This is a genomic window from Sphingobacterium sp. 18053 (assembly GCF_902706145.1).
GTDB classification, from domain to species: domain Bacteria; phylum Bacteroidota; class Bacteroidia; order Sphingobacteriales; family Sphingobacteriaceae; genus Sphingobacterium; species Sphingobacterium paramultivorum.
This window is the reverse complement of record NZ_CACSJW010000003.1, coordinates 551,509-568,234: the sequence shown is the minus strand read 5'-3', so window position 1 is coordinate 568,234 and position 16,726 is coordinate 551,509. Positions and strand designations below refer to the sequence as shown.

Below are 16,726 nucleotides of genomic sequence, written 5' to 3'. Positions count from 1 at the left end.
CACCAGCATCCGTTCTATAAAACGAATATGGTTAAACAGTGGCAGTACTATTGAGATTTACCAAATGAAATTAAATTTAGAGTTCAGGATCATTGAAAATCTTTAATGCTTTTTTAGGAATATAGCTACCCTTTAAATTATTATATTCTTCTGCGAAAATGATCCGATAAAAATCTTGATTAGCATTTCTTATAGTTAGTTTCACTCCGCTATGAAGCGTGTGGATGATATGATTGTCTATTTTGGCCTTTTATACACGGCTGTTGTTGAAATTACTTCGGTATTGGGACTGTATTATTCGTTATATATTTACTATCTCTTACGGCGAGTAAATACATCCAATAGATAAAAAGCATGGATCCGGTAATAAAAATAATGGATCGACTATTAATTTTCATTAATTTCTCTACTAGATATTTAGGTTTATTCACTCAATGAAACTCCTGTTTCGCTCATTACTGATTTTTTGCAACAGAGCCAACAATATATTTGGATAAAGTTTAAAAACTAATTATTCAAATGAAAGTTTTAAAAAGCATGTTGATGGTCAGTCTAGGATTGATTATCTTTTTCTCCTGCAAAAAGGGAGACACTGGGCCGCAGGGTGCCGTTGGCGAAAAAGGTGAAAAAGGTGAGCAGGGGCCCAAAGGAATTCAGGGGTTAAAAGGTGGTGACGGGGCGACAATTTTCTCTGGTGATGCGGTTCCTGGCGCTACGCTGGGGAAAGCTGGAGATTATTATATCCGGAAAGCGACTTCCGAAATGTATGGTCCCAAAACAGATGCCGGATGGGGACAGGCAACTTCATTTAAGGGGGCGACAGGTGCCAATGGAACGGCGGGATCCAAAATCCTGAGCGGCACCCAAATTCCAGCGGTGTCGGTGGGTGCCGTAGGCGACTTCTATTTTAAGGTGGATAGCTATCAATTTTTTGGACCCAAGACTGCATCAGGATGGGGCACAGGGGTTAATCTGAGAGGAGCTACTGGTACTGCTAATGTGCTCTACAGTGGTTGGCAAAGTGCTACAGGTACTAAAGATTCTACTATAGATGGTACGACGGTCAGAATTGCCCATCTTGCTGCCAAAGGGCTATCCACAACAATACTGAGCAGTGGAACCGTGATTGTTTATCTGGATTATGGAGGCGGAATTTACCCGCTGCCGTATACGTCAAGAGCCGGAGGGAGAATGAGTACAATTTCCCACCATCCGAAAGAGAATCGGATTATTGTCTATCGGTTTGTTTACGATGGTGGTAGTCTCGTGGCATTAGCTGGTCAAATTGTGTACCGTTATGTAATTATTCCAGGAGGAACCATGGCGAGCCTGAAACGTAAGGGCGTGGACCTAAACGATGCAAATCAGGTTGAGGCGGCATTAAAATCGGAATAGAAATGCTAAACTGAAAAAGTGCTGATCGGAAGGGGTAAACTACTCGCTATCTTTTTAACATAGATGTCGGGAATGGAGCGAAAGTGCAATAGCATGCTGAATATATCGTATATTTAAGATAACTATTTGATTGTTTTCGAAGGTGTCAATGTAAACGAAATAAATTATGATCAAGGCAGTCATTATTGACGATGAGTTGAAAGGTGCTACCCTTCTCCAGCATAAGCTCAGCGCTTTTTCTGATAGGCTTTCTGTCGAACGGATATTTAACGATCCCTTTGTTGCCTTGGAGGAACTTTCATCTATTGGAGCTGATATTGTTTTTCTTGATGTCGAAATGCCGCTGATGGATGGATTTAAGTTTTTGGAGAATCTCGGCCATATCGATTTCGAGGTTATTTTTGTCACCGCCTATAATGTATATGCCATTGAAGCCCTGCGCGCGGATGCGTTGGATTATCTACTCAAACCAGTGGATCCTGATGAACTAACGGCTGCAATTGAAAAATTATCCAAACGGATTGAACGGAAAAAACAGCGCCAGAAACAGGGTATTCATGTGGGGAGTAGTTCTGCATCACGGTTGGCCCTGTCTACTGCAGAAGGTATTTATTTTGTAAGAAAAGATGAGATCGTCAAAATCGAAGCGATGAGTAACTACTCGGTGTTCTATTTCTCTGCAGGTAACAAGATCATTGTCTCCAGGACATTGAAAGAGTTTGAAGGATTGATGGATGCTGATTGTTTTTTGCGGATCAACCGGAGCACGATCGTCAATCTTAGTTGTGTAATTCGCTATAAGAAAGGGGAAGGGGGCACTTTACAGCTTGTGGACGGATCAGAGCTAGAAGTTTCCCCAACCAAAAAAAGCCTGCTCATGGAATTGTTATCCCGTACTTAACCTGCAGTTATGGCTAACGTAAAGTTATTGATTCGGCTATTTGTCGTTGTGATGGTTACCTTATCGCGGGGGCTGGCACAGGAAAGGATTTATAACTTTCTCCATTTTACGAGTCGCGAGGGACTTCCCAGTGACAAAATCAGAGATGCCGCTGTCGATGAAAAAGGATTGGTATGGATTACAACGGGAAAGGGCCTGTGCTATTTCGATGGGAATACCTTTTTCCCTGTTAGTTTTACGCAACATTCAGATTTTTCGTATGATCTGGGAAATCTCAGCATAGGCAGTAATAACAAGATCTGGGTCGCGAGCTATAACCGGGGCCTAGTATGCTATAATCGGTCCAAACCCCAGCATGAGGCCTGGACTAGCTACAGTGCCAAAGTGGCTGGCGGAGATGTTGAGAAACATGAGCTTTATGCTGTTCATGAGTCAGGAGGTAAGGTGTTTTTTGGTGGGCAAGAAACAGACTTGCAGATTCTGGATCCGGTATCCGGACGCATATCAGTGGTAAAACTAGCACCGGCAGCCTATGTAACTATTTTCTGCATCCAAGAAGATCAGCATGGGATTCTGTGGATAGGTACGCGCTATCATGGCTTATTTTCTTACGAACCCAATTCTGGGAAGACAGTTCATTATGATCTGTCAAACAAGGGTGAAAATGCGGTCACGGGAATCTGTAGAGCAGGGGAGCAGGTTTTTGCCGCCTATTATAATCATGATCTGATACGGTTATTGCCTCAAAAAAAGCGGATTGAACAGCGAAATATTCTTGGTATTGGTCCTAATGTTGCACACTATGATAACAATATCGCTGATGTCTCCTTTTTCTCAGAAGAGAATAAAATATTGGCAGCCCATAGTGGGGGCAAACTGTACAGTTATGACCTATATCATAAGGAGGTTGTTGAGATACCGTGGAACAGGGCTGTTCCAGAGGGATCGGCTGTTAAAATTAACCGTATTGTATCCATACAGGGAGGATATTTTATCTGTTCAGATCATGGGCTATTTTATTATTCGAAAAAGTTTAATTTAATTAAAGACCTCATACCCGCTAAAACTGACCCTATTCAGCATATCTTAAAAGTAGGTGACAAGAAGTGGTATGTCTCCAAGGCTCAGATTGGTGAATTATCGCCAGATTTTCAGCTACGTTTATCAGCTTTCTCCCTAAATAACCTTAAGATCAGCCAACTTGTGGCTATAGGGATTTATATTTATATCTCGACCGTAGACAGCGGGATTTATGTTTTTGATACGGTGCGTAAAGAGCTTAGGGCGTTAAAGATTGTAGGAAACTCTTTTGGTCTTGAACGAGCCGACTGCAATAGTGTGATTTGGGATTCAGTAAAGGGAAGAGATATCCTATGGATCGGCTCCTGGAACTCAGGATTATATCAATATGATCTTTCTACGAATAGGGTTGTATTGTACAATAAAGAGAATGGTCTTATTGATCATAAAGTAATCACCTTAGGAAAGGATAGTTCTGGCTCTCTTTGGCTAGGAATGGATGGCTTCGGTGCAGTTAAAGTAGTGGATAAGGTGAATATGAAGTTTATTAATTTCAAGCATCAGCGGCAGTCTGGAGAAAGTCTTGCTGCCAATACCGTGTTTTCCTTTCTTTTGGATATCGATCGCCACTTTTGGTACAGCAGTAGCCAACAGGGTATAGGGATGATTGTTGAACAGCCAGGGAAAACACGTTTCCTACAGGCTAATGACCGTAATCGTTTCCCTTTGTTTTATGCCCATACCCTAAAAAATGATATAAAAGGACGAATCTGGATGAACACTCGAGATGGAGTAATGATTTTTGATCCAACGTCCAAAACGTTTTTACAATTGGGAGCAGGTCAAGGCATATTCCCGCCCGAACGATTTTCGACCCATAGTTTTTATTTTGATTCGGATGTATTGGTTTGGATGACGGATAAAGGTCTGATCAAAGGGCCGATGGCCGAGATTGGAAATAAAACTGAAAATATGCCCCCCGTTATAAGCGCGTTCAGGATATTGAACCGCGATAATACCTATCGGCTTGTAAATGGAAAGATTGCGCTCCAGCCTGATGAAAATACCTTTTCTTTTCAGTTTGCTGTACCCGGCCAGCTTGCGGACAAGACCTTACGTTTTAGCTATAAACTAGAAGGGGTTGATCGGGAATGGATTGATTCAGACGCAATTCAACAGGCTGTTTACAGCAATATTGCAGGCGGGGATTACCGTTTTGTCCTTCGAGTGGGGGACCAGGATGGAAATTGGTCGAAAGCACAACTGGATATACCTGTGTCTGTAAAACTGTTGTGGTATCAAGGTTTATGGTTTAAAATCGGTCTGGTGTCTTTTGTTTTTCTTGCAGTAGTACTGATTTTGATCTATCGACTTGCACACCAGTGGAAAATTAATCGGATGCAACAGGAATTTAGCCTAACCTTACAGCATGAGTTGAAACAAAATGAATGCAAGATCAGGGAGCAGAGCGAGATACTGGAAATGGAAAAGGAAAAAAAATTGGCCTCAGAGTTCCGGCAACAATTATATGAGAGTGAACTGAAAGCTATTCGTTCGCAGATGAATCCACATTTTATTTTCAATATTTTGAATTCTATTGAGGCCTATGTAGTCGAAAATGATGCCGTACAGGCCAGCAAGCTGATTCAGAAATTCGCCACTTTGAGCCGTATCGTACTTGAGAATTCTCAATTCTCCAAGGTAACCATCGCTTCCGAACTTCAATTGGTCAAGCTGTATCTGGATCTCGAGCAAGAACGTTTCGATCATATATTTACCTATAGCATTCAATCGGATGAGCGCTTAATCAAAAGCAATAAAAAGATTCCATCGATGCTGATTCAGCCAATTGTCGAAAATGCCGTACATCATGGTATGAGGCATCTCCATGACAAAAAAGGCAAGATATTGATCCGGACAGCTTTAAAAGGAAAAGAAATTAGGATTGAAATTCTGGATAATGGTGTTGGTTTTGATCAGTTTCCTAAAACTGGAAATAACAATTTCAAAAGTACTTCCTTTGGTTTAAAAGGAGTACAAGAACGATTACGTATGCTCAGTAGTGATGAGTCAGCAGAATCCGCTTCGCTCACAATTGACAAAAAACCTGATGAGGAAGATTTTACTGTCAGGATTACTATCACGCTTCCTTTATAGGCAATTATCTCCTTTTGATACTGCTGACGAGTGCCGAGATCTTGGTGGCGAGTTACGGTTGACCGGTTGAACAGCTGTTCCCTAATTGATTCTCCTTATTCACACTGAGTTTGCCGTCACTTACTCATTGATAGTCTGTAAAGGTTTTTTTTAAACTTAACTTTAATCTGATCGTTACAATATTTTGATTCTTTTCCGTCCACTAGAAGAGAGAGGAACCAATTCATTCTTTAAACAATAAAAGTTATGGAAAAATTAATTGTATTAAAAACCACAGGAAATGCGGTATTTAATGATGTTGGCACCTCATCTTCGTTAAAATTGAAAGGAGACATTCAGCTCACCTCCACAAATGGAGATTTTAGCGTTAACGGTGGATATTTAGATATGGATATGTTTGTTAATTCAAGAGAATTGCAATCATTTACCATAGAAGCGATGGTCAACCCTAATTCGATAAATGGGAATAAGCAAATGCTTATAGAGTCTGATAATTTACTGGTTTCAATTTACATTGATGAAGCTGGATTTTTGATGGCAGATATAGAAACAACGGCAGAAAAGAGTCAATTAAAAAGCACGCAGAAACTCGTTGAGGGAAGCCCTCAGATGGTTCGGTTATATCGGGATGAAAGTGGCGAAACGTATTTAGAGATAGATAATCAGGTCGTAGCAAGAAAAAAAATTGCAGGTGAATTTAAAGATGCTTCATCTAGTGTATTTCGAGTGGGGGCTTCATTGAAAAGTGAAGACTCGACATTTAAGGGGACAATCGGTCAGATTAATGTGAGTGCTGGTGTATCCACATTAGCTTCCATACAACAAGATTTCAAGTATTCCAGAGAATTGGAGAAGACCTTATCCGAAGCATTAAAGGGTGTTGTCGTTCATGTAAATTATGAATCTTATGAGGCTAGGAAAAAACTACAACGTGTTAAACAGTTTATGAATGCGGCGGGCGTAGAAAGTTTAAGTTCACTAGGAACAATGAAATTCACTTCAAATAGAACGATACAAAAGGGCAATATATGGATTCAACCTGGTTTTGTATTTAAGCCTATTGAACATTGGGCAACATTGGGTGTTGACCTGATCAAAGCTGATATGGCAACTAAACGTCGCTTAATGGCAACAGAGCTGACCAATAAAAATAGCATAAACTATATAAAAATCTTGAAAGAAGGACCGCTAGAAGAAAAAAAGGCAGGTTTTGGTAAGGTGAAGAAATTGAACAAAAAGCTAGCGAATGGCGAAGTAAAGGGAGCTCATGAAAACTTGAATATGTTCACTAAAAAAGATGGTCAGTTATTTGTTTATGATAAAAAGCTATTTACAGAAAATCTAAAAGGAAATAAACCTCAAAACTGGCAACAATTGGGAACCTTGGATTATCATTTTAACACCTTAAATATCATATCACAAAATGAAGCTATAATTATTGCTAAGAAATTGGATTTGACAAATTGTAGATTAGAAGTGTCTGCAGATGTAGATAAGCTTATAATTTTGGCAGAGGAAGTGATATGTGGTCCTAATGCAGAGATTTCATGGAGACGACCCGGAGGTTATACCCAAGGGCATGCTGATGATCCATATTTAGATGGGATCCCAAATCATAATACAGCACAACGTGAATTCAATCAAGATCAACGAAGTGGGTATGCTGGAGGTTATGGAGGGAAAGGAGCCGCTGGAATAGTTGGAGCAAATGGCAGAAAGGCGCCATCCTTAGAAATGTGGATTAAGAACATGACCAATTTACCAAATATAGATTTAAATGGAGAAGATGGCATTACAGGAGGTGTTGGTCAACGAGGAGGACGAGGAGGTAATGGGCAAGGAGGAAGTGTGGGTACATATTGGCCAATAATTAATGAATGTAAAAAAAATGCGGGAAATGGTGGTCGCGGTGGAAATGGTGGAAATGGCGGCGATGGTGGTCGCGGCGGTGATGGCGGAAATGGTGGTAATATCAGCATTGGTGTATTGCAGGGTACGTTGGAAGGAACGGTTACCAACAACAGCTTTCGTTGGAAGAATCAAGGAGGACAGCCGGGCCAAGGAGGTGCAGGCGCATTAGGGGGCGATGGAGGATTGGGTGGTCGAAGTGGAAATGATAAAGATTATTGTCATAATGCGCGCAATGGCGATGTTGGTGCAAACGGACAACGGGGGTATGACGGACACGCGGGCTATAATCATGGCTTAGATGGTGTTAATGAGTTTTTTCAGTTTTCTTTAGATGCTTGGAATGAACAGTTAACAAGACCATTTATTACATCTGTTAGTACATATGAGGCTTTTCCAGGAGATACAATTGTGATAAAAGGAACTACTTTTGCGAATTCAGATAAAGTTATTTTTGATGGTTCTATAGAACTACAGCATCATATAAACGCTGATGGAAGTATGAATGTCGTTTTACCGTTGGATACTTCGGGAGGTTCTAAAGCATTATTTATACTTCGAGTAGCCGATAATTTTGAAAGCAATCGGGTAAATATTCGAATAAAACCGCAATTAGACGTATTTGCCGATCAGATGATGCCTGGAGTTTCAACAATATTGAGAGGTAGAGCATTTGTGCCGGGAGCATCGGTACTGATTAATAATCAAAGTATTGCAGCAGAAGTGGCAGCCTCTGGCAAAGAGTTAACATTTACTATGATAGGTTTTCTTAATCAAGGGAATTCATCTTTAGTTTCAGTACAGGTCAGAAATCCAGATGGTATGCTTAGTAATGAACGTAGTGTTTCTCAAGCTGGAGTTTTAGAAATACCCTATCGTTTTGGCAAAAACAACCTATCATTCCATAATCCGAATATAGGAAAGCCAAGCTTTGATACGTTTAAAAAGACATTTGGTTCAAGTGAGGTATGGCATGAATCTTTCGACCCAATATTTGGTCATCCGATGTTAACAGCCGCTTTCTTTGTATTTTATACCTACTTTTTAAAAGGTAAAGGAGATGGAGGATTGGCGACGGGTTTCTGTACAGCCATGTCCGCTAAAGTTGCTGATAACCTTTGGACAAATAATGTGGATATTACAGGTATTCAGGAAGCAGACATCATAGAAGAATTAACCGCTATACATGGAAAGTTGTTAAGCAAAGAATCTTTGATTCATTTTCATGATTGGGGTCGTACTTTCGCCGATAATGTAGATTATGCGATTCGTTCAATTGAGACAACTTTCCTTAGAGGCTGTGATCGGAATAATACGCCTTTATTGTTTTTTATACCAGCAGGTGAAGTATGGGACAGTGGATATTTTGATAAACTTAGCGATTCTCATTGTTTATATCCTTATAGATTTGTATACCCAAAAGGTCATACTGGTCCTAAGCTTTCAGCAGATGCATTGAGTACCGTAAACAGCTTGGATGGCGTTAAATTATACTGCTATGATTGTAACAACGAAACCAATCCAGACTGCTTCTTAGAGTTTAGTACCGTAGATGGTAAATTAACCTATACCTATAATAAAAAGCCAGGATTTAGGCTAGACAAGCAGATTACGATTGGCATTATGTCCAACGGAGCCTTTACACTTGCTGATCATGATATGCCATTTAATGGACCGTTTGGTGTATTGGGCTTTGCAATGGACTTTATGCTGAGCCCTGCAGATATTGAGATCACCGATGAGTTAGGTTTAAAAGCAGGGCATATCAATGGAAAGATTTATAGTGAAATTCCTGGTAGTCATCCATGTTACTTAGTGCCAGGGGCATATTTACTTCCGACAGGAAAGAATTTAACACGAAAGATTAGAGGAACAGCAAGCGGCACGTATACTTTCAATAGTATGATGCCTAACGGCGCTATGATAAAATTGGAAAATATAAAAACTAACATAGGAGACGTGGATACCATACTGGTAACTGCGGATAACTCACAAGTGCGATTAACGACACAGCAAAATAAGGATATTTCTTTAACTATCAGTAGGATAGTAGACGAAGAGATTAGAGCATTAACGATTAAGGGTTTATCTTTAGTAGCAAATTTAGATATGGATATTACCATCTCGCCGGATTTAAGTGTATGTAGAATAGGAAATCATCAAGCTGTAAACCACGTTTCAGTCATAGCAAGTGTAGCTAGAGAAAAGGACAACATAAAATCAACAAATACTCAAAGTATTCCATTGCAAGTAAATAGCGATTTGTTGGTTGCGTTTAATGATTGGAAAACTACAGATTTTCAATTGAACATGGTTCCTTTTTAAAATGCATTACTGATCACTCGTCACTGATTACTTGTACTTTTGTAGTCAAATTCGGTAAAGGAATTCATTTATGGTTCACTGATCCAAAGATTGTATTTAGCACAAAAAAATATTCATTACCGGGTGATGGCTCGGTATTTTAAGAGTAATATGGCCGGATCAACCGCCGGTTCATATGTCGGTATGGTATCCCGTAATGTCTAAATACTATTAGTGGTTGTCATCCTTTCTATTTTTAATTTGGCTTGAATGGATAATTTATTGAAATTAGACAAAGAATAAATCTCATTTTTTATAGCCAAATTGACGATGATCATTATGCGAGAAGTGCAGTTCAAATTATTTTTTACTCATCGAGTAGTGGATATTTTTAATGACAATATCGATATTCATATTATCCTGAGTAATGACGACGTATATGTTGCTACTTTGTTTACGTTAAAAAACATAGCGATGTTGATGCAACGTGATGAGGCTTCCTATTTCTGGGCTTCCGATATGATTATCGTGCCGGATTTATCCCATTTGACGATCCGTAAAGCTATTCAAGAGGCATTGGATGACGGGTGTTTTGAAAATGCCTGCTCAAAAATAGGCACAGTTAAAACGGTGTTTGGCTCTGAAGGATTGCAATCCTATACCCATGTTGATAAAACTTATATATAACTGAATGATATTATAACAAGATTCAGCTATTATGAAAAGAAAAAATAGGTTCGGTTTGATTTTCTTGACCATTGTATTTGTTGCAATTGTTTTTGTCATTTATAAAATGTCAACGTTCTCATTATTTGACATTGAGGTAAATCGTCTGGCAGAGTTTGATGTTCCTGAACAGAATTATAAATTGAGGATATATCATGTGCCATCAAATGCTACACTTCTTGATTATATTCAAGTTAGGAAATTTAAAAACAACAAAGAGGATGTCCTTCAAAACTACGGAAGGTACGATTCACTAGTATCTTATTTGTTGTCCGATACATCTTTGGAGCTAAGGTTGATTAATACCGTGCAGATGAAATCTAGAACGGATACACTCATATTAAAATTGAAATAGCTTTAAAAACCGAACATTTCCAAAAGTATAAGACTGGCACGCTACACATGGTCAAATCATTGAAACTTGTGGATATGGAAGCATTGGATATGGGCACAGCAAGTCCGATTTTTAGAAAACTGAAGAACTAAATTGAATGATTAATGAATAATTCTCTTTCTCAGAAATACAAGCACTTTCCACAGGCTATAGGAAGGGGGGACCAATATATATGACCTCCCTTTTTTAAAGTTATTTCCGAACCTATGTCTTCGAGAATTCCGATGATCAGGTCACAGTTTATATTTTATTAACTATTCCTCAGCAGCTTGGTCGTTTACAAAGCCCTCAGGGAGGGCGGTCAGCGCTTCGTCAGTGGCTTTTTCATTATCCAATGTTTGTTGGAGTAATTTTGCCACATCCTGATGGTTCATCGTTTCAGCAAATGTGCGGAGCGTACCGTACGTCGCAATCTCATAATGCTCGGCAAGGATTAGGCCGGCATCCCTTATTGATGTTCCTTTTTCTGTATCAGTTATAATCGCATTAGCTTCGTCTAGTAAACCCTGCATAGCATCACATTTTTTTGCGACTGCTTTTTCTTCCAATAGTTCAAATACCTGTTCCAGCGTTTCGATATGTGCCCGAGTTTCTTGTGTATGTTTTGCAAATGCAGTTACAAGTTCTTCGCTGGTAGCCGCTTTTTGCATTTTGGGCAGCGCTTTGACCAGATGCTTCTCCGACCAATAAATATCTTTTAATTCGTTGACGAAAAATCCGTGAAATTCACTGTCTTTCATTTTTCCGGTTTGGCCGGAAGTTTTTTTTGTGGCATTTTTTGCCTGTACAGCTTTTGTCGTAGCCATAATAAAAAATTATAGTTGTTACCTTATTTAATAACCGATCCTAGACGCTTTTAGTTCAATAAAAGAAATCAAGTGCTTGACTTATTTAAAAGGCAGAGGTGTTTTCTCAAATCCAGTCCTCAACGGCAAATGTAAATACCGACCAAACCTTTCAGACTTTGGCTTTGTTCACATCATGGATATTACAGCTTATAAGAATTAATGCCTACCAATAGGGAAGAGGATAGGCTCCTATATAATTTTTGCACGAATCGATAATATATTTTTCTCCTTACTAGTATAAACCAAAACAGAATTGGATATGAAAAAAGAAAAGAACTTAAAAACTGCTGAGATTGAGCAGCATTTAGTGGACAATTCCGAACAGATTATGACCACCAATGATGGTGTGCCTATTTCCGACAACAACAATACATTAAAGGCGGGTGAGCGGGGACCATCATTACAGCAGGATCATATCTATTTTGATAAGCTGATGCATTTTGACCGTGAGCGTATACCAGAACGTGTCGTTCATGCGCGTGGATCGGGAGCGCATGGTATTTTCGAAGCAACAGCTGACCTATCCCAATATACAAGCGCAGCATTTTTAAAAAAAGGAACAGTAACGCCTCTTTTTACAAGATTTTCTACCGTAGCGGGCTTCAAAGGTTCTACCGACCTTGCCCGAGATGTACGCGGTTTCTCTGTTAAATTCTATACCGAAGAAGGTAATTACGATCTCGTGGGGAATAATATTCCTGTTTTTTTTATTCAGGATGCGATGAACTTTCCAGATCTCGTCCATGCCGTAAAGCCAGAGCCGAACAACGAAATGCCGCAGGCGGCATCTGCGCATGACACCTTTTGGGATTTTATATCGCTGATGCCCGAATCTGCACACATGATCATGTGGACTATGTCGGACCGTGCGATACCCCGGAGTTTAAGGATGATGGAAGGTTTTGGTGTCCATACTTTTAAATTTGTGAATGCCGAAGGAAAAGGCACATTCGTTAAATTTCATTGGAAACCGAGATTAGGAGTACATTCAGTGGCATGGAACGAAGCCCAAAAGATTTCAGGATTTGATGCTGATTTTCATCGAAGGGATCTCTATGAAGCTATTGACAGGGGCGATTTTCCGCAATGGGATCTCGGTGTTCAATTGATTCCTGAAGCGGATGAATTTAAATATTCGTTTGACATTCTTGATGCGACAAAGATTATTCCCGAGGAACTGGTGCCCGTTCAGATTATCGGAACGATGACACTAAATCGTAACCCCGAGAATTTTTTTGCAGAGACTGAACAAGCCGCTTTTGACCCCGGAAGGTTAGTGCCGGGTATAGATGTTTCGGATGATCCACTTTTGCAAGGACGGATATTTTCATACATGGATACCCAGAATTACCGATTAGGTGGGCCAAATTTCCATGAGCTTCCTATCAATCGTCCAGTGACGGGTAAACACAATAACCAAAAAGATGGTTTTGCGCGATCTGATATTCCTAAAGGTGCTGTGAGTTATTTCCCTAACAGCAAGGCTGTGGGTTGCCCTTATCATGCAATGCTTAATGATGGGGTAGGATTTGAATCCCACAAGCAGCCTATCGAGGGTGCAAAAGTTAGGGCTCGCTCAGATTCCTTTGCAGATCACTTTACGCAAGCAAGACTATTTTTTAATTCACAGAGTCCAGAAGAACAGGACCACATGGTCAATGCCTTGAGTTTTGAGCTTTCGAAAGTGAACGATGTCAATATACGAAAGCGAGAACTGGCTATTTTGAACCAGATAGACCAAGGATTAGCAAAAAATGTTGGTTCAAACCTCGGGCTTACACCGCCAAAAGAACTTGATCCTTTAACCCTCAAATTTGCACGTCAGAACCATCCCGAATATCCGCTTAAACCAGTCAAACCCGACGTTGAAAAGTCTGCTGCTTTGAGTATGAAAGTAAAAGACGGCGAGGGTACAATCAAGAGCAGAAAGGTTGCTTTTCTTGTTGATCATGGAGCTAGCAAATCCTCCATAGATAAAATGAAAACAGCACTCGAAAGGGAAGGGGCGCAAGCAGTGCTAATCGCATCTCATGTAGGAAAGATCCGGTTCAAGGAAGGGACAGAAGAAGATATCCAACATTCCTATCTTACGGAGTCATCAGTTTGTTACGATGCATTCTACACAGCAGCAGGCGAATCGGTCAAAACTCTTGCGGAAAATGCCGATTACCTTCATTTTATCAATGAAGGTTACCGACACTGTAAGGCCCTGGCATTTGCACAAGGTGCTGAAGAGTTAGCTGAAAGATCATTTATTAAAAAAGATAAAGGCGTTATTTTCGAAAGCAAGGACAATTTAACAGAAGATTTTATAGCGGTAATGAAAGGCCACCGTGTTTGGGAGAGAGAAAAATCCAGAAAGGTACCTTCTTGATATACAACAAATAGTTCTTCGGTAGAAGGACTATTTGTTTCTTACATATTCTGGAAATCGCATATTGTTTGTTGTTATTTAAAGGAAGTAGCATGAAAAAAGTAGCAAGTAAAAAAATTAGACCATTGCAAAAGCAAAAGCGACCGGGATTGGAAATAAATATGACACCAGTTCCTGACACTTCTCCATTAAGGTATCCTATAGAAGGAAAATTAAAAAATAAGGTAGCGTTAATTACCGGAGGAGATAGCGGCATCGGGAAAGCCGTAGCTTTGTTATTTGCGAAGGAGGGAGCTGATATTGTTGTAGCCTATCTTAGTGAAACAAAAGATGCAAAACAAACCCAGAAGGAGGTTGAATCCTTTTCTAGAAAATGTACGCTGATTAAAGGTGATTTGGGAAAAGAAAATCACTGTAAAAAAGTAATTGAAATTGCGATAAAAACGCATAAGAAAGTTGATATTATTGTTAATAATGCGGGGCTTCATTGGGAAACAGGATCAATTGAAGAAATTACCACTGAGCAGTTAATCAAGACTTTTCAGAATAATTTCTTTTCCTATTTCTGGATTACGAAATATGCCCTACCCTATCTTAAGAAGGGAGCAAGCATCATTAATACATCCTCGGTGACTGCTTATCGGGGTAGTCCAAAGTTGATAGATTATTCTGCAACAAAAGGTGCCATAATTTCTTTTACACGAAGTTTGTCAGCAAATCTTATCGCTAAAGGAATTAGGGTCAATGCTGTTGCCCCAGGTCCGGTATGGACACCATTGATAGCATCTTCATTTGATCCTAAAAAGAACGCTGAATTTGGAAGCGACTCTCCCATGGAAAGGGCAGGAATGCCAAATGAAATTGCACCAAGCTTTTTATTTCTAGCTAGCGAAGATTCACATTTTATGAGCGGTCAAGTTTTACATCCCAATGGTGGAGAAATCGTAAATGGTTAGGGAGAGGTCATTATATATATTTATACTGCCATTTGATCTGTATTCGGTTTTTATACTATTATTTAGTTTTTAAATAATAGTTCCAACCTCTATTAATACAAAAACGGCCTGGATAATTTTCGAAATATCTCGACCATTAAATTAAAAAAATGGATAATACATATGTTATAGCGTCCAAATATGAGCGCTTTATAATGAAGGTTTTTAATTGCGATCGGAATAAAAATGGAGCTCATCTTTGCAACATGCAGAATGTTATGTTTATGGAGCATGGGGAAACATACTCGAAGCATCTTGGTTCTTTGGACAAGCAGTTTTGTGCAGTTCAGGGATACATAGAGAAAGCTTTGTTATATCTGATAAAGAAGACAAAAAATGAAAATAATAGAAATTTATTTCAAGATTATCTAATAAAACTGCGAGCCGCTACAAATACAACAGAGTTAATGACGATTGTAAACCTAGCGATGGATACCTTAAAAACGTAGGGGCATCGGAGAACCTTTCGCTAATATATATCAAGAAACGAATCGATAAGGAAGTTCTCCGAACTACATATGGAAGGGATTAAAACCGTATTATGTTATCGCAGTAGTATCTTTGAAATTAAAAACAACCTAGATTTATATGAGAAATATTGATTGTATACCCAATTATTATTCTTATTCACTCCGACTGAATGGAGGAGAACTATCTAATAGTCAAAAGTGATTTTTCTTCTCGTGTGTAAATAAAATTTATCGGGTGAACGATAAATTTATCTATAGGGGCGATAAAAAAAAGTACACTTTCAACCATATATGGAATAAATGTGGAAAATTTTTTGCGGCAATTTACAAATAAGTTCTTCGCTCTCTAGGGTAATATTGGTATTTGCAAAAGCGAAAAGTGGAATGATAAGAAAATTGACCGGTTTTACCAAGGCGTGCTCAAGCCGCTCCAGAGGAGACTCCTGATCAGTGGCATTGGTCGGAATGGTCATCGCTACGAGTACAGCTGCTATAGTAGCATGAATTCCGGAGTGATGGATAAAATACCAGATAAACACGCCAGGAATTAGATATAAATAGGGGTTCTGTATATTCATCCTATTCATTATGATCAATACGATCATACCGATTCCTGCATATAGCAGATAAGCGGTTTCGATACCGGAGGAATAGAAAAAGGCAATCACTAAAATAGCGATAAGGTCATCCACGATAGCAAGGGCAACTAAAAAAACTTTTAAACTGGCGGGTATTCTATTTCCCAGCATGCCTATTACCGCAAGTGCAAATGCGATATCGGTGGCCATTGGAATTCCCCATCCAGCGGAAGTCTCTTTGCCTGCATTGAAACTTAAATAAATGATAGCTGGGACAATTGCTCCACCTATTGCGCACAGTATTGGCAGTGATGCCTTTTTAGGTGAAGAAAGTTCACCTTCGACTATTTCGCGCTTTATTTCCAGACCAACCAACAGGAAAAAAATTGCCATTAGGCCATCGTTTATCCAGAGCAAAATACTATAGTTGAGGTGTAATGTTTCGGATTCAAATCCTATCTTGGTATCTAATACATCCTGTAACGCTGAACCGGCTGGTGTATTGGCAATGATAAGCGATATAATAACACAAATGAACAATAGAATGCCACCGGCATTGCTCGATTTAAAAAAGTTTTTGAATACAGTTTAGATTACCGTATTTCGATTATTTAACAAAAGTATTTCAGGAAGAACAATCGTTACTATGAATGTTC

General features: G+C 39.4%; 10 protein-coding genes and 1 pseudogene. 9 read left to right on the top strand and 2 right to left on the bottom strand.

Going from position 1 to position 16,726, the window contains the following annotated elements; genetic code table 11:
- Nucleotides 1-519 precede the first annotated feature (519 nt).
- The 6 genes from GVK91_RS09115 (at nucleotide 520) to GVK91_RS09090 (ending at nucleotide 10,766) form a co-directional block, all read left to right on the top strand.
- The gene (locus GVK91_RS09115) at nucleotides 520-1,395 is read left to right on the top strand and encodes a collagen-like protein (RefSeq protein ID WP_159728078.1); all 876 of its coding nucleotides are present in this window, start codon (nucleotides 520-522) and stop codon (nucleotides 1,393-1,395) included.
- A gap of 166 nt (nucleotides 1,396-1,561) precedes the next feature.
- The gene (locus GVK91_RS09110; RefSeq protein WP_159728076.1) at nucleotides 1,562-2,296 is read left to right on the top strand and encodes a LytTR family DNA-binding domain-containing protein; all 735 of its coding nucleotides are present in this window, start codon (nucleotides 1,562-1,564) and stop codon (nucleotides 2,294-2,296) included.
- A gap of 9 nt (nucleotides 2,297-2,305) precedes the next feature.
- Nucleotides 2,306-5,473, top strand: a complete 3,168-nt coding sequence (locus GVK91_RS09105; protein ID WP_159728074.1) for a sensor histidine kinase — start codon at nucleotides 2,306-2,308, stop codon at nucleotides 5,471-5,473.
- A gap of 246 nt (nucleotides 5,474-5,719) precedes the next feature.
- On the top strand, nucleotides 5,720-9,706 hold the full coding sequence (locus GVK91_RS27610) for a LamG-like jellyroll fold domain-containing protein (RefSeq protein ID WP_159728072.1): 3,987 nt from the start codon (nucleotides 5,720-5,722) through the stop codon (nucleotides 9,704-9,706).
- A gap of 309 nt (nucleotides 9,707-10,015) precedes the next feature.
- Nucleotides 10,016-10,372, top strand: coding sequence for a hypothetical protein (locus GVK91_RS09095; RefSeq protein ID WP_159728070.1), 357 nt, complete (start codon nucleotides 10,016-10,018; stop codon nucleotides 10,370-10,372).
- 31 nt (nucleotides 10,373-10,403) lie between these two features.
- Nucleotides 10,404-10,766: a hypothetical protein gene (locus tag GVK91_RS09090; protein ID WP_159728068.1), complete on the top strand. Its 363-nt coding sequence runs from the start codon at nucleotides 10,404-10,406 to the stop codon at nucleotides 10,764-10,766.
- A 293-nt stretch (nucleotides 10,767-11,059) separates the two neighbouring features.
- Here GVK91_RS09090 and GVK91_RS09085 read toward each other — a convergent pair whose 3' ends face one another.
- Nucleotides 11,060-11,611, bottom strand: coding sequence for a ferritin-like domain-containing protein (locus GVK91_RS09085; RefSeq protein ID WP_159728066.1), 552 nt, complete (start codon nucleotides 11,609-11,611; stop codon nucleotides 11,060-11,062).
- 301 nt (nucleotides 11,612-11,912) lie between these two features.
- Here GVK91_RS09085 and GVK91_RS09080 point away from each other — a divergent pair, with 301 nt between their 5' ends.
- The 3 genes from GVK91_RS09080 (at nucleotide 11,913) to GVK91_RS09070 (ending at nucleotide 15,471) form a co-directional block, all read left to right on the top strand.
- The gene (locus tag GVK91_RS09080; RefSeq protein WP_159728064.1) at nucleotides 11,913-14,027 is read left to right on the top strand and encodes a catalase; all 2,115 of its coding nucleotides are present in this window, start codon (nucleotides 11,913-11,915) and stop codon (nucleotides 14,025-14,027) included.
- Between the two features lie 92 nt (nucleotides 14,028-14,119).
- Nucleotides 14,120-14,983: an SDR family oxidoreductase gene (locus GVK91_RS09075; RefSeq protein ID WP_159728062.1), complete on the top strand. Its 864-nt coding sequence runs from the start codon at nucleotides 14,120-14,122 to the stop codon at nucleotides 14,981-14,983.
- Between the two features lie 149 nt (nucleotides 14,984-15,132).
- Nucleotides 15,133-15,471, top strand: coding sequence for a hypothetical protein (locus tag GVK91_RS09070; protein ID WP_159728060.1), 339 nt, complete (start codon nucleotides 15,133-15,135; stop codon nucleotides 15,469-15,471).
- Between the two features lie 353 nt (nucleotides 15,472-15,824).
- Here the strand turns inward: GVK91_RS09070 and nhaA are convergent.
- Nucleotides 15,825-16,655 (bottom strand): annotated as a pseudogene (gene nhaA / locus GVK91_RS09065) (Na+/H+ antiporter NhaA); the annotation flags it as partial.
- Nucleotides 16,656-16,726: the final 71 nt, after the last annotated feature.